Source organism: Labrenzia sp. R5_0, from assembly GCF_017743835.1.
Taxonomy (GTDB): Bacteria; Pseudomonadota; Alphaproteobacteria; order Rhizobiales; family Stappiaceae; genus Roseibium; species Roseibium algicola.
In genome coordinates this window covers 64,356-79,698 of sequence record NZ_JAGHRK010000004.1, presented here as the reverse complement: position 1 = coordinate 79,698, position 15,343 = coordinate 64,356, and the positions used below count along the sequence as shown (strand labels likewise).

Here is a 15,343-nt window from a genome sequence, read left to right as displayed (position 1 = left end):
TATGGTGGCCAACGCCCACATAACCGCTATGTGCTGGCCTTTCCCGGAAATTGCAAGCATGTTGGCAGCACGCTATGATTGATGAACAGAATGCGATTGGATCGATGATACTCACCGCCGCCAACACCGCCGGGGCCAAGCTCGACATGGAGCTATGTCGGGCCCTCTATGAAAAAGACCCCGACCGGCTCCTTGAACTTGTGTCCGACTGGCTGGAAACCAACGGTTTGCAGCCGAGTGAAGACTTTAAGGTGCCCGCTTATCTGGATGCTGTTCTGACCCGCGCCAACTTCACTGTTGCCAGCGGAAGCAAGCTGCGCGTGCTGGTATCCTGACCGGCAGACCTCGTCTGTTCCATATTTGTTCTTGCGTCTTTTATCGACATATGCTTCGTTGACCTGCATCTGTAAGTAGAGGTGAATATGGTCAGCCGGATCACGACGGTCGCGTTTCGGGGCATCGAGGCAGTTCCGGTAGACGTGCAGGTACATGTCGGGCCGGGCATGGTTGCCTTCACCATCGTCGGCCTGCCGGACAAGGCCGTTGCAGAAAGTCGGGAACGAGTTCGCGCGGCGCTTGCCGCTTCAGGCCTGGCCCTGCCGGCCAAACGCGTCACAGTCAATCTCGCCCCTGCCGACCTGCCCAAGGAAGGCTCGCATTACGATCTGCCGATCGCGCTGGGCGTTATGGTCGCCATCGGCGCAATACCGGCTGAATTTCTGGAAAGATACGTTGTTCTGGGCGAGCTTGGTCTCGACGGCACGCTTGCGCCTGTTGCCGGTGTCCTGCCGGCCGCCATGGGTGCCAACGGCATCGGCAAGGGCCTCATCTGCCCGGAAGCCAGCGGCGGCGAGGCCGCCTGGGCCGACGCAGACATGGACATTCTCGCGCCCCGCTCGCTGATCCAGCTCGCCAATCACTTCAAGGGAACACAGGTGCTCTCCCGGCCGGTGGCCCGGCTGCGCGGAAATGCCGGTGTGCTGCCGGACCTTGCGGAGGTCAAGGGACAGGAAAGCGCCAGACGGGCGCTGGAGATCGCCGCTGCCGGCGGGCACAACCTGCTGATGACCGGTCCTCCCGGCTCCGGCAAATCCATGCTGGCGCAGCGCCTGCCGTCCATCCTGCCGGCCCTGACCCCGCGCGAGCTTCTGGAAGTGTCCATGATCGCCTCGCTCGCGGGCGAGTTGGCCGAAGGCAAATTGACCGATCGACGTCCCTTCCGCGCGCCGCATCACTCCGCCTCCATGGCCGCCCTTGTCGGTGGCGGGATGCGCGCCCGGCCCGGTGAGGTCTCGCTCGCCCATAACGGAGTGTTATTCCTCGACGAGCTTCCCGAGTTCAATCCGCAGGTTCTCGACAGTCTGCGCCAGCCGCTGGAATCGGGCGAAGCGGTGATCGCCCGCGCGAACCACCGGGTCACCTATCCGGCCCGCATCCAGCTTGTGGCAGCCATGAATCCCTGCCGCTGCGGCCATGCGGGCGAGCCGGGCCACCAGTGCCGCCGGGGCGAGCGCTGCGTCACCGACTATCAGGCCCGGGTATCCGGACCGCTGCTTGACCGGATCGACGTCAGGATCGATGTTCCGGCCGTTACGGCGGCAGACCTGATCGGCCCCGCGGCCAGCGAGCCGTCCGCCGTCGTGGCTGCTCGGGTCGCTGAAGCGCGCAGCATCCAGGCAGCGCGCTTCCTGGAACTTGGCCTTGCCTGCCGCACTAATGCCCAGGCGCCTGCATCGATTGTCGAAACCATGACACGGCCAGATGACAAGGGGCTCGCTTTCCTGCGCGATGTTGCCGAGCGTCTTGCCCTGAGCGCACGCGGATATCACCGCGTCCTCAAACTCGCCCGCACGCTGGCCGATCTGGACGGTGCGGATCAGGTTGGCCGCATTCACCTGGCGGAGGCCTTGAGTTATCGCGGCGAAGACATGTCCCGCAAGGCGGCGTGAAAGCGTTGATCGTGACACCGCGAGGGATTGTCTGACGCAATGACAGCAGACGTCATCATCATCGGCGGCGGTGTTGCCGGGCTGAGCGCGGCCTGTTTTCTGTCCGAGTTTGCGCAAGTAACGCTTCTGGAGCGCGAGCCGGCACTGGCAACGCAGTCTTCAGCCCGCACGGCAGGGCAATTCACGGCCGGCATTTCCGCCAATACAATGCGCGCGCTGGCCGCGGCAAGCCGTGCGTTCTTTCAGGTGCCGCCGCCGGGATTTTGCGAGCAGACGCTTGTCGTGCCCCGCGGCTGCCTGACGGTTGGGCGTGAGGAGCATCGGCATGTTCTGGACAGGCTGATGGCAAGGCTGCAGGAGGCCGGGTCGGACTGCAGGTTTGTTGACAGACAAGAGGCTTTGGCCCTGTTTCCGGCCCTCCGGCCGGAACGGGTTCATGGGGGAGTTTTCGAAGCAGATGCGATGGATATCGATGTCGATCTGCTGCTTCAATCCTATCGCAAGGCGGCTGCTGCCAATGGCGCTCGCTTCGTCTGCAAGGCGGAGGTCACTTCCATCCGGCGGATTGCCGACACATGGCAGGTGACGGCCGGAGACCAGACGGTGGCGGCGCCCGTTCTGGTCAATGCGGCCGGGGCCTGGGCGGACCGGATTGCGGATCTTGCCGGTGTCCCGGCGCTTGGCCTCAAGGCCTTTCGCCGTTCGGCCTTCACGTTTCCGCTTCACCGTCAGGACGCCGGTGTCTGGCCACATGTCACGACGGCTGATTACACCTGGTACGTCCATCCGCAGCCGCACGGCTTCACGGCGTCACCGGCAGAGGCCGATCCTGTTTCTCCGGGAGAGGTTTATGCAGATGATCTTCGACTTGCAGAGGCGATCCAACATATCGGCATCGACACCGAGCTGGCCGTGCCGCGTCCATCCGCAAGCTGGGCAGGACTGCGCACGTTTGCGCCTGACCGAAACCCGGTCTGCGGCGGATTTCCCGATCATCCGGGGTATTTTGTCAGCGCAGGCCAGGGCGGATGCGGGGTTCTGACATCCCCGGCAATGGGCAGGTCACTGGCGGCCCTCGTTGCCGGTCGGGACCTGCCGGGTGATCTGTCCGCCTGCGGTATCACACTGGACCAGCTTGCACCCGGACGGTTCCTGCAGGCCTGATCTTCTTCATTTGACAAAGACGGCAATTTCCAGGAAAAAATTCCTCAAGCCAGTCGGGGTTCGGCAAGCCAGATAACCTGTAATGCCGGAGATACCCCTTGCGTTTTCTATCCAGCCTTTGTTTTTGCGCAGCCCTGTTGCCAACCTTGTTGCCCGGCGCCCTGTCCGCTGCCGAGATTACCCATGCCATGGGCACCACCGAGGTGCCGGACACTCCGCAGAAGATTGTCGTTCTCACCAACGAAGGCACCGAGGCAATGCTCATGCTGGGCAAGACGCCTGTTGGGGCTGCGTCATCCTGGTATGGCGATCCCTGGTACCCGCATCTGGGCGACCGGATGGCCGGAGTTGAAGTTGTGGGGACGGAGCTTGCGGTCAACCTGGAACGGCTGGCCATGCTCGAGCCGGATCTGATCCTCGGCAGCAAGAAGCGGCACGAGGAAATCTATCCTCAGCTCTCCGCCATTGCGCCCACGGTGTTTGTGGTCAATGCCACGGATTTCAAGGACAACATGAAGCTCTATGCCAGCTCGGTCAGCATGGAAGCGGAAGGCGAAGCGCTCGTCAGTGCCTATGAGGCCGACGTTGCCCGGTTGCGCGCCGCCCTCGGCGAGAATGCCGGGGACACGGTTTCCGTCGTCCGTTTCGTGCCCGGCCAGCTTTACGTTTATCGCCATGACAGTTTCTCCGGTGTTGTACTGAACGACATCGGTTTCAAGCGGCCCGAGGTACAGGCGCAGGACGGTCTGGCTCTTGCCGTCGGCAAGGAAAGCATCCCGAACATGGAGGCCGACCGGATGTTCTACCTGACATATGACACCGGCAATGGAGAGGGCACGGCCCTGGAGGGCGAGACGCTGAAAGACCCTCTTTGGGCCAATCTGGAAGTCGTCAAGACAGGAAACGCCCACAAGGTCGATGACGGTGTCTGGGCAACGTCGCAGGGCATTCTTGCAGCCCGCGCAATGCTTCGGGACATCGCCCGGATCTACGGGACGGATGTCGACCTCAGTTCCAACTGAACTCCTGTGAGGCAAGGTGGCCCGGATGAAAAGATTTGACCTGGGCCACCTTGCCGTCCCGAGCGTCTGCCACGGAGCAGAAATGATTGCCGGAACGAAGAAATACAACCCGGTGGACAAATCAGGTTGTATTTCAAAAGGATGCCGTCACACCACCGTGACGGACAACGGCCGGAAACCTTCCCTTCCCTGAAAATAAGAGCTAGCCTTACGTAGGGTAATTAAACGCATCGGCAGTTGAAGAGCCGGACCATGCGTTTGACCCACCAACGCGAGAGGGCAGGCTGAATGGCCTCGAGAGAACCGGCACGGCCGGGCAAATCGGAAACCGGTGGAGACGCGGGGCTGATCGACAGCATCGCCCGTACCAATGCCGAGGCCATTTGCACGGTTCCCGGTCTGGCGCGACGCCCACAGCACCCGAAACATCACGGCTGTGTCCGCGCCCGCTTCAGTATCGGCGAAGTGCCGGAGGACTTGCGTCACGGTCTCTTCGCCTTGCCGGGCACATATGACGCCCTTGTCCGGTTTTCCAACGGCCGCCAACTGGATGACCGGAAGCGGGACGCCCACGGCATGGCCATCAAGGTGCTGGGCATCGACAGGGAGTGGCTGTCGGCTGAAAACCCGGACGGCAGGGTGCAGGACTTCATTCTCGTCGACCATGAAACCTTTTTCACCGGTGACCTCGGCGACTACGACGACATCAACACCCTGGTGCTGAAACGCGGTCTTGCCCGCCTGAAGCCCTTGTCCCGGCTTCTGTTCACGGGCTTCTATCTCTTCGGCAGGATCCGGGCCTTTGTCTCTCATCGCCCGGTGTCTCCGCTTGCAAGCCGATACTTCAGCACCACGCCTTATCGGCTTGGCGATCTTCTGGTGAAATATACCGCAACGCCAAGGCCGGTGCCGGTGGATCCGCCTGAGGTCAAATCCGGACGCAATCAACTGGCCGTCGCGCTGAGGGAAACCCTGATCCGTTGCCCGGTCACTTTTGAATTCGGCGTCGATGTGCAGATAGATCCGGCCGCGCAGCCGGTTGATGATCCGTCGATTGCCTGGTCGGCGGTGCCGGGCGCGCGTCACGAAAAGCTGGCGACGCTGGAAATCTTTCAGCAGGACGTCGATCAACACGCCCCACTGGCGGAGAACATCGCCTTTTCACCCTGGAACAGCCTGCCGGCGCACGAGCCCGTCGGCGCCATCAACCTTGCCCGGCGACAAGCCTACGAGAGTGCCGCTCGCAAGCGGCATGAAGTCAATGGCGTTGTTCCACCCGTCTTTGCCGGCATTCCGGAAAGCTACAAGATGCAACAACCCTCCGTATCGCCCAGAAACGACGGCATGCCGCTTTGGTTGGCGATTGTCGCCGCGCTGCTGCTGAGCGCCTGCCTGGTCCTGGAAGGCAAGCGCCTCACCATCAAGCCGGGTCCGCCACAAACCTTTGACAATCCGGTCGCCGAATTCAAATACGGTTCCATCGGCGCCGAATGGGACGGTTTCCCCTATATGGTCTGGCGCGAATTGCCGGCGATTTTCAAGGACGAGTTGCCTGAAGGCTGGCGCACATTCGGCTTCATCGAGGAACCGGGACAGGAACTTCCGATCGGCTTCAGCATCCGGCGCGTCGGTGTGCCGAGGGTCGGTTTCAATTGCGCCACCTGCCACAGCGTGGAAGTCACCGCCGGCGGCAACACGATGTTGCTGCTGGGTGCACCTGCCGAAAAGCTCGATATCCAGTCCTACATCCTGTTCCTTGGCTACGTTGCTGCAAGCGACAAGCTGACGGCGGATGCGGTGATCGAAAGCGCCGCGCAGGCCGGCAGACCTCTGGGCCCAATCGACCGTCTTCTGGTGCGCACCATTCTGGTACCCGGCATCAAGGACCAGGCCGATGGACTGGCGACCGCTTTCAGCTGGATGAAGGTGAAACCGCAGCATGGCCCCGGGCGCACGGACGCGGGCAACAACTGGCGCGCGCGCTGGGGCTATGGCCCGGAAAAGGACGAGGCTGTCGGAACGGTCGACTTTCCCTCGGTCTGGAACCAGGGCATCCGCGAGGGCGGCTGGTTCCACTGGGACGGCAACAACAATTCGCTGATCGAGCGCAACTATTCCGCCGCCCTTGCCGGCGGCGCCAAGGAATGGCTGCTGCAACGCGGGCTGATCGATGCCCAGGCGGAATGGCTGCGGGACCTGCCGCCGCCCGCCTACCCCTTGCCAGTCAATGCTGACATGGCAGCAGACGGCGCCGCGATTTACGAAAGGGAAGGCTGCGGCACCTGTCATGACCCAGGAGGCGAGAGCTTCGGGCAGGTCACGCCGCTTTCGGACCTTCAGACAGACCCGGCACGATCTGATCTCTTCGACGAAGCCTTCGTCAGCCGCTTCGGCGATGTCGGCAAGGGGTACACCTGGCGGTTCTCGCACTACCGGGCAACGGACGGCTATGCAAACACGCCGCTGGACGCCATCTGGGCACGCGGGCCCTATCTCCACAATGGTTCCGTACCGACACTTCGGGCGCTTTTGTCACCGCCGGAAGACCGTCCGGCGACCTTCTATCGCGGCTGCACGGATTTCGATCCGGTGGACGTCGGCTTTGCCTGCGAAAGTGGCTTCCTGTTCGACACGCAACTGACCGGCAACGGCAATGGTGGACATCTTTACGGCACCGGTCTTTCGGACGGCGAGAAATCCGCACTGATCGAATATCTCAAATCCAAGCAATATGCGGGGCGGTCATGAGGCTTAGCGCATCCTTCAAGGGAACGTTTCTCGACATCATCTGCCTGCTCGTTGGGACGATCATGGCCTATCGCGGTGTCGAGGAATTCTTCCGCTACGATTTCGATCCGATACATATGGTCCTCGGGCTGGCGCTGGGGGCCGGTGCCTATGCCAACTGGCTCATGTTCCGGCGGCTGCGCATCGGTTACTGGATCTTCATCGGCGGCAATGTGGTCGTCGCCTTTGTGTTCATATTCGTGCTGCAGGATGTCTGGCACCACCACGTCTGGCCGCATATCCTCTATGCCCTGGTGTTCGTGCCGTTTCTGGATCAGCTCGGCGTCCGTTCCGAGAGGGACGTTCTGCGGGATCCGCCGGTGCACAAGCGGATCCTCGGTTTCATCGGCGGCCAGGCACTGAAACTGGCCGAGGCCTTTCCCGCCCTCGTCCGGCTGGTCAAACGTTGCGGTCCGCTCAGCCGGGTGATCAACCGTCTTGTCATCAACGGCATCTCGAACGCGCCTCCCGGCCGTCCGCTTCCGCTCTCCCTCTGGACGCCGCATGACCCGGAAACGCATCTGGAAATGGTTGCGGGCCCAAAGGATCCGGAAAAGACCACCAGCACCTTCGCCAGCTGGCCGGGTCTGGTTGACCGCCGCTACACCGGCCGGCACCTGCCACCCGTCGATCAGGATTTTGTCGATGCCCTGCCGGAAGTGCCGAGGGTGGCGGAACTTTGCCGGCGCAAGGCGATGGTCGAGAGCGACACCAGCACGCTGTTCTGCTTCTTTGCCCAGTGGTTCACCGACAGTTTCCTGCGCACTCATCCGCTGAACAAGCGGCTGAACACCTCGAACCACGAAATCGATCTTTGCCAGATCTATGGTCTTGGCGAGGAAACCACCTCGTTTTTACGGGAAGGCGCTTTTCTGAAGTCCCGGCAGACGTCCGTCGGCGAGCTGCCGCCGCTGCTCGCGGGCCCGGATCTGGCAGTCAAAGCCGAGTTTGCCGGCATTCATTTCATGCCCATGTGGGCAACGACCTTCCTGGGGGCCGATCCGGAATGGGGCGCGGCGAAAAAACTTCGGGAACTCCTGGCTGGTATCGGGGATTGGGCCGTCACGCCGGAGCGCTGGAAATGCCACTATGCGGCCGGCCTGGAACGGGCCAATTCCACGATCCTCTACAGCGCGCTCAACACGATCTTCCTGCGCGAGCACAATCGTCTCGCGCGCGAGATCGGCAAACGGAACCCGCACTTCGGTCCGGACCGCGTCTTCGAAACGGCCCGCAACATCAACATCGTCAAGCTGCTCAAGGTCATCATCGAGGACTATATCAACCACCTTGCCAATTCGCCGTTCAAGATCTTCGTGGAGCCTGGCGATGCGGACAAGCGCCTGTGGTACCGCACCAACCGGATCTCGCTGGAATTCGATCTGCTTTACCGCTGGCATGCCATGGTTCCGGATCGGTTCCTGTTCCAGGGCGAGGTACTGGAAAACGAGAATTTCCGTTTCAACAACACGATCATCGAAAAACACGGCGTCGAGGCGGTCATCGATGCGGCGGCGAGCCAGCGGGCAGGCAAGCTGACCCTTCACAACACCCCGTTCTTCCTGCAAGGCGCGGAAGAGCGCACGCTGGCGTTTGCCCGCAGGTTCCGGCTCGCCCCCTTCAACGCCTACCGCGCCTCCTGGAAGCTGCGTCCGTACGACAGTTTCCTAGAACTGACCGGAGGCGACGCCGGTCTGGCGGGAGAGCTGGAAGCACTCTATCCCGACTGGAACGGCGTGCGCGGCATCGACCGGGTCGATCTTCCCATCGGACTGCTGGCAGAAGACCAGATGCGGGCGCGCCCCCTGCCGCCCCTGCTTCTGGCCATGGTCGGGTCCGACGCCTTCTCCCAGGCACTCACGAACCCGCTTCTGGCAAAGAATATCTTCGGTCCGGAGGTCTTCACCGAGTATGGCATGACGGAAATCGAGGCGACGTCCACCTTCCAAAACATTGTCGATCTCAACGTTGCCGCCAACGCCAGAAGGCCGAATGCGAATTTCACCATCAACAAGGACACGCTTCTGACCTGGCCAGGCTGATATTCTTGGCCGGGCTTCCCCGCTGCACAGGCTTTACGAACGCAGAATTGCGCCGGCAAAATTTGCAAAGCCTGCCCGAAAGGCTATCGTGAAGTGCTGTGTCAAGGGAGGATGACATGCGCGACCTTGAACATGTGAGTGAAATCGACCGCGTATTGAAGGGGTACGAGACCGGCAGGGATGGGCTGGTGTCGGAAAGCTGGCGGCGCTGTGTCCAGACGTACGGCATGGATCCGGCGCGTCCGGAACCGGCACATATCGTCACCGAGCAGCAACTGCGCGAACATCAGGAGCAGTCAGAGCGGTTGATCGCGACGGCTCGTTCCGGCCTGCGCACCCTGTTCAAGCAGGTGGCCGGGCACAACTACGTACTGCTGCTGGCCGATGCCAAGGGTGTGTGCGTCGACTTCTTTGGCGATCCGCGGTTCGAGGACGATCTCCGGCAGGCGGGCCTTTATCTCGGGTCCGACTGGTCTGAGGATCTTGCGGGAACCTGCGGTGTCGGCTCCTGCATCGTGACGGGGGAAGCCGTCACGATCCACCAGAGCGATCACTTCGGGCTGTCGCATACACCGCTGTCCTGTACGGCGGCGCCAATCTACGACACCTGCGGCAAGCTGGCGGCGGTTCTGGATATTTCCCTCCTGCGCTCCCCAAGCCCGAAATCGAGCCAGAACCTCGCGATGAACCTGGTGAAGGCTTCCACCCGCCGGGTCGAGATGGCCAACCTGATGGCGACCACGCGCAAGGAATGGGTCTTGCGCTTCTCGACATCGCCGGAGTTTCTGGAAGTCGATCCGGAAGCCGCCATCGCCCTGGACGACAGCGGACGGATAACGGGAATGACGCACGGCGCGCTCGCCTGTCTGGCCCCGACCGGCTCCACAGACCTCATAGGAAGCCGGATCGACATGTACCTGGACCTGGATGTCGACGATCTGCCATCCCTGATGCGAGGCCGCCCGGCGGAAGATCGGGTTCTGCGCCGGCGCGACGGTGGTGGGTTATACGGTCATGCCATCGCTCCGCAAGCCGCTCGCATGGCACGCAGCCCCGTTTCCGGGAGCTTGCCCACGCCGCTGCGCGGCATCTGCGGGCAGGATGCGACGCTGTCGCAGGTGGTGTCGAAAGTTGCCCGGCTTGCACCAACGCAGGTTCCCATCCTGCTGTCTGGCGAAACCGGAACGGGCAAGGAATATCTGGCAAGGGCCATCCATGTTCTGGGTCCTGCCGACCGGTCGTTCCATACGCTCTGCTGTTCCGCTCTGAAACCGGAAAAGGTCGGCGCCTTGTCTGATGCTGCAGCCGGAACGCTGTTCCTGCGTGGGATCGAAGATCTTGACAAGGCGGGCCAGGCTGCCTTGCTTGCCTTGCTGGAACATCGAAGTGACCTTCGCGTGGTCGCCACCACGCGGCAGGATCCGGCAGGTTCCACAAGCATCCGCGCACTGCGGCCGGAACTCTATTTCAGGCTTGCCGGGTCTCTCATCCGGATCCCGCCGCTCCGGCATCGCCAGGATTTCGACTGGCTGGTCGATCGTCTGCTGCGACGCTCTCCGCGGGACCTGCGCCTGTCACCTTCGGCACGCGCCGAACTCAGCGGCCGGCATTGGCCGGGCAACATCCGTGAACTCGCGACCTTGCTGGATGTCGCGACAGCGCTTGCAGAAACCGATGTGATCGACCTTACCGATCTGCCGCAGGCGTCTCTGTCCAGACGCGTCGAAACCGACCCGAAACAGGATCTGGAAGCACTTCTGGACGCCTGTGGCTGGAACATGTCCCAGGTCGCCCGAAGGCTTGGCGTCAATCGGTCGACGGTGCTCCGGCGGATGCGCTCTCTCGGCCTGGAGCCACACCCCAAGCCGCGTGCATGACTATCTGTTGCGTCCTGTTGCGTGCGCAACAGCAAACGGAGTTTCTGCCCCTTAACGTCATCAATTGACGGGCGTTCCATGGCAAAATGCAGGGGCGCTCTGCATTGTTTCCTCCATAAACAGGGAGGAACTGGAATGCTCGACAAACCATTGGTTCACGAGACCGAGACTTTTCTCAACACTTTCGGCAAGGCGCTGGAAGACGGCAAGATCGACGCTGCAACGGACATGTTCCTGGACGATTGCTACTGGCGGGACCTGATTGCCTTTACCTGGAACATCAAGACCGTCGAGGGCAAGGATCAGGTCCGCGACATGCTGGAAAAGCAACTGGCCTCCACCGGGCCGAGCAACTGGCGCATCGCGGAAGGTGAAATACCGACGAAAGAGGGCGATGTCGTCACGGCCTGGATTCAGTTCGATACCGAACGGGCCCGCTGCTTCGGCCTGATCCGGCTGAAAGGCGGCAAGATCTGGACCCTGCTGACAACCATGGCCGAGCTGAAGGGCCATGAGGAGCCGAAGGGCTTCAACCGGCCGCTGGGGGCCAAGCACGGCGCCAGCAAGCACCGCACCAGCTGGAAGGAGGAGCGCGAGCGTGAACTGGCGGACCTCGGTTACAAGACCCAGCCCTATTGCCTGATCATCGGTGGCGGCCAGGGCGGCATCGCGCTCGGCGCGCGCCTGAGGCAGCTCGGTGTGCCCACAATCATCGTGGAAAAGAATGACCGGCCCGGCGACAGCTGGCGCAACCGCTACAAGTCCCTCTGCCTGCACGATCCCGTCTGGTACGACCACCTGCCCTACATCAAGTTTCCGGAAAACTGGCCCATCTTCAGCCCCAAGGACAAGATTGGCGACTGGCTGGAAATGTACACCAAGGTCATGGAACTGAACTACTGGACCCGGACCGTTGCCAAATCCGCAACTTACGACGAAGCAAAGAAGGAATGGACAGTCGTCGTGGATCGTGACGGCGAGGAAGTGGTTCTGAAACCGAAACAACTGGTCATGGCAACCGGCATGTCGGGCAAGGCAAACGTTCCGAAATTCCCCGGCATGGACACCTTCAAGGGCGACCAGCATCATTCGTCCAGACATCCGGGGCCGGATCAGTATCGCGGCAAGAAGGCGGTCGTGGTCGGCTCCAACAATTCGGCGCACGATATCTGCGCAGCGCTTTGGGAAAATGATGTCGATGTGACCATGGTGCAGCGGTCCTCCACCCATATCGTGCGCTCGGACACCCTGATGGATGTTGGCCTCGGCGCGCTTTACTCGGAAGAGGCGGTCCGGTCCGGCGTGACGACGGAAAAGGCGGACCTGATCTTCGCCTCACTGCCCTACCGGATCCTGCACGAGTTCCAGATCCCCGCCTATGCCGAGATGAAGAAGCGGGACGCGGACTTCTACGAAGGGCTGGAGAAAGCCGGGTTCTGGCTGGACTGGGGCGACGACGAAAGCGGCCTTTTCCTGAAATACCTGCGCAGGGGCTCCGGCTACTACATTGATATCGGCGCCAGCCAGCTCATCATCGACGGCGAGATCAAGCTGAAGCGTGGCCAGGTCACCGAGATCGTGGAAGACGGTGTCATTCTGGACGATGGCACGAAACTGGAAGCGGACGTGATCGTCTATGCCACCGGCTACGGTTCGATGAACGGCTGGGTTGCCGACCTGATGGGCCAGGACATGGCCGACAGGGTTGGCAAGGTCTGGGGCCTTGGTTCCGACACCACCAAGGACCCGGGCCCCTGGGAAGGCGAACAGCGGAACATGTGGAAACCGACCCAGCAGGAAGCGCTCTGGTTCCACGGTGGCAATCTGCACCAGTCGCGCCATTACTCCCAGTATCTGGCGCTACAGCTGAAGGCGCGGATGGAAGGCCTGCCGACCCCGGTCTACGGCCTGCAGCAGGTGCATCACCTGTCCTGACCGGAAACGCGGACAGGACCTGACCAAATGGAAGAGCCGGGGGAAATGTCCGCCGGCTCTTTCCTTTTTCACGACACCTTCACCCACACCCTCACCATCGTCATCCCGGACGTAGCGCAGCGAAGATCCGGGACCGGGGAACCACCAACGCGTGGCTGCAACAGGTTAGCGTCCATATCGAAACGTTCGTGCCTCCCCGATCCCGGCTCGCGCTTCGCTTGGCCGGGAAGACGACGTGAGGTTGGTGACAGAATTGCTTGGAAAGCGGCCTACCATTTCACGAGTGCGGAGAGGCCCTGGAACAGCGTCTCCCTACCCCACCGAAGGCTTGAACCTTTCCCGCCCCGAGACGAACCGGTCTCAGCGCGTATAAGAGCTTCGGCAACGCCGGAAAAGAACAACGTCAAAATCACTTTTACCGCACCGGTTTGGCGCCTATTGTGCGAAAAAAACCACAGCAATTCCCGTCAGGATACGGTCCATGAGCAGGTTCTGGAGCCCCATAGTCAGCAAGCTGGTGCCTTATACGCCGGGTGAGCAGCCAAAGGACCGCAGCTTCATCAAGCTGAATACGAACGAGCATCCCTATGGCCCGTCGCCTATCGCGCTCGGGGCAATCCGCGCAGCTACCGAAGACAGCCTGAGGCTCTATCCCGATCCGTCAGCCGGTGCGTTGCGGGCAACGATCGGGGCAAGCTTCGGTCTGGGTGTGGATCACGTTTTTGCAGGCAACGGCTCGGACGAAGTCCTGGCCCATGCCTTTCACGGCTTTTTCAGTGGCAAGGACAAGCTGCTGTTCCCCGATATCACCTACAGCTTCTACAAGACCTATTGCGAGCTTTACGACATTTCGCACCGTTCTGTGCCACTCGATGATGATTTCCGGATTGATCCGGCCAGTCTTGGTGGGCCGTGTGGTGGCATCGTGCTTGCCAATCCGAACGCCCCGACCGGCATTGCGCTTGATCTTGCAGCGGTGCGAAGCGTTCTTGAGCAAAACCCGGATGTGGTGGTGCTGGTTGACGAAGCCTATGTCGATTTCGGCGCGGAGAGCGCCGCTCGTCTGGTTCCCGAGTTCGACAATCTTCTGGTGGTACAGACCTTTTCCAAGTCACGCGGCCTGGCGGGCCTGCGTGTCGGATTTGCTCTTGGTCAGCCGCACCTGATCGAGGGGCTGCAGCGGATCAAGGACAGTTTTAATTCCTACCCACTCGACCGCCTGGCGCTCGCGGGAGCAGAAGCCTCCTGGCAGGACACCGCCTGGTTCGAGGAGACCCGGCGCCTTGTGATCACGGAACGGCATCGGATGGCGGAAGGCCTGCGCTCTCTCGGGTTCAACGTGCTGCCGTCGGCAGCCAATTTCCTGTTCGTCTCGCATGAAACAAGGGCAGCACGGGATCTTCTGACAGGCCTCAGGGATGAAGGTATTCTGGTGCGCCACTTCAACAAGGACCGCATCGACAACTGGCTGCGCATTTCCATTGGAACGGAAGAGGAGGGCGAGGCCTTGCTGAAGGTGATGGCAGGACTTGTCGCCGGCTAACCTCTTCCATTCTCGCCGTTTCTTGCAAAACCACGAGGACGAACCCATGTCTCGAACATCGGTTCAAAAGGGAGACAATGCATGCTGGTCACCACCACCAACACCATTCAGGGCAAGGATCTGGACTACAAGGGTCTGGTGACGGGCGAGGCGATCCTTGGCGCGAATATCTTCAAGGATTTCTTTGCCGGCATCCGTGACATTGTGGGCGGCCGCTCCGGCGCGTACGAGGAAGAACTTGGCAAGGCGCGCAAGATTGCCATCGACGAAATGTGCCAGCAGGCCCAGGCAATGGGCGCCAATGCGGTGATCGGCGTCGACCTCGATTACGAAACCGTAGGCCAGAACGGCTCCATGCTGATGGTCAGCGCCACAGGGACCGCGGTCTTCATCCGCTGATCCTGCCATGTCATCCGACATTTTCATTTCTCCCGGCTTCCCGGAAGACCAGCGGCCCGTTGCCGCCCGCCTGTTCTGGCAGGCCTTTTCCGGCAAGCTCGGCAAGGTACTGGCCCCGGAAGAAAAAGCGCTTCGACTTGTCGAGCGCATCCTCAACCCGGATTTTGCCATCAGCGCTCTCGACCGGGAGGGACGGCTGCTAGGCCTTGCCGGTTACAAGACCCGGGACGGAGCTCTTGTCGGCGGAAGCCTCGCCGACATGACGGCGGTTTACGGCGCGTTCGGCGGCCTCTGGCGCGGGCTTCTTCTGGAAGTTCTGGAGCGCAGGATCGAGCCGGACTGCCTGCTGATGGACGGCATCTTTGTGGCCGAAAGCGCCCGCGGCCGCGGCATCGGCGGCACCTTGCTGAAAGCCATTGGCGAAGAAGCACGCCAGCGCTCGCTCACCCGTGTGCGGCTGGATGTGATCGACACGAACCCAAGGGCAAAAGCTCTTTACGAGCGCTCGGGGTTCAAGGCAGTTGGGGAAGAAAAGACCGGGTTTCTCGAACTTCTGTTCGGTTTTTCCTCCGCGACACGTATGGAAAAGCAGGTTTAGGGAGTTCAGCCAGGTTCAGAGCCAGTA

General features: G+C 61.5%; 11 protein-coding genes. All 11 read left to right on the top strand.

The genetic code is table 11. The features are described 5' to 3' along the window. Nucleotides 1-74: 74 nt before the first annotated feature. On the top strand, nt 75-335 hold the full coding sequence (locus tag J7447_RS20250) for a hypothetical protein (protein WP_023002373.1): 261 nt from the start codon (nt 75-77) through the stop codon (nt 333-335). 87 nt (nt 336-422) lie between these two features. Continuing rightward, entirely contained in the window at nt 423-1,949 is a 1,527-nt protein-coding gene (locus J7447_RS20245; protein WP_209170721.1) for a YifB family Mg chelatase-like AAA ATPase, read from the top strand. Nucleotides 1,950-1,988: 39 nt separating this feature from the next. Further along, nucleotides 1,989-3,113 (top strand): FAD-binding oxidoreductase, encoded by a 1,125-nt coding sequence (locus tag J7447_RS20240; protein WP_209170720.1) that lies wholly within the window; start codon nt 1,989-1,991, stop codon nt 3,111-3,113. Nucleotides 3,114-3,211: 98 nt separating this feature from the next. After that, a complete protein-coding gene (locus J7447_RS20235) occupies nt 3,212-4,135 on the top strand; it encodes an iron-siderophore ABC transporter substrate-binding protein (RefSeq protein WP_286189393.1) in 924 nt (307 codons plus the stop codon). 288 nt (nt 4,136-4,423) lie between these two features. Beyond that, a complete protein-coding gene (locus J7447_RS20230; RefSeq protein WP_209170719.1) occupies nt 4,424-6,883 on the top strand; it encodes a hypothetical protein in 2,460 nt (819 codons plus the stop codon). Next, on the top strand, nt 6,880-8,964 hold the full coding sequence (locus J7447_RS20225; protein ID WP_209170718.1) for a peroxidase family protein: 2,085 nt from the start codon (nt 6,880-6,882) through the stop codon (nt 8,962-8,964). Before J7447_RS20230 ends, J7447_RS20225 begins: the two co-directional genes overlap by 4 nt. A 116-nt stretch (nt 8,965-9,080) precedes the next feature. Then, the gene (locus J7447_RS20220; RefSeq protein ID WP_209170717.1) at nt 9,081-10,841 is read left to right on the top strand and encodes a sigma-54-dependent Fis family transcriptional regulator; all 1,761 of its coding nucleotides are present in this window, start codon (nt 9,081-9,083) and stop codon (nt 10,839-10,841) included. A gap of 135 nt (nt 10,842-10,976) precedes the next feature. Beyond that, nucleotides 10,977-12,776, top strand: a complete 1,800-nt coding sequence (locus J7447_RS20215) for an NAD(P)/FAD-dependent oxidoreductase (protein ID WP_023002351.1) — start codon at nt 10,977-10,979, stop codon at nt 12,774-12,776. A 481-nt stretch (nt 12,777-13,257) separates the two neighbouring features. After that, the gene (hisC, locus tag J7447_RS20210) at nt 13,258-14,319 is read left to right on the top strand and encodes a histidinol-phosphate transaminase (RefSeq protein WP_209170716.1); all 1,062 of its coding nucleotides are present in this window, start codon (nt 13,258-13,260) and stop codon (nt 14,317-14,319) included. An 81-nt stretch (nt 14,320-14,400) separates the two neighbouring features. After that, nucleotides 14,401-14,718: a heavy metal-binding domain-containing protein gene (locus tag J7447_RS20205; RefSeq protein WP_023002348.1), complete on the top strand. Its 318-nt coding sequence runs from the start codon at nt 14,401-14,403 to the stop codon at nt 14,716-14,718. Between the two features lie 7 nt (nt 14,719-14,725). Then, entirely contained in the window at nt 14,726-15,316 is a 591-nt protein-coding gene (locus J7447_RS20200) for a GNAT family N-acetyltransferase (protein ID WP_209170715.1), read from the top strand. Nucleotides 15,317-15,343: the final 27 nt, after the last annotated feature.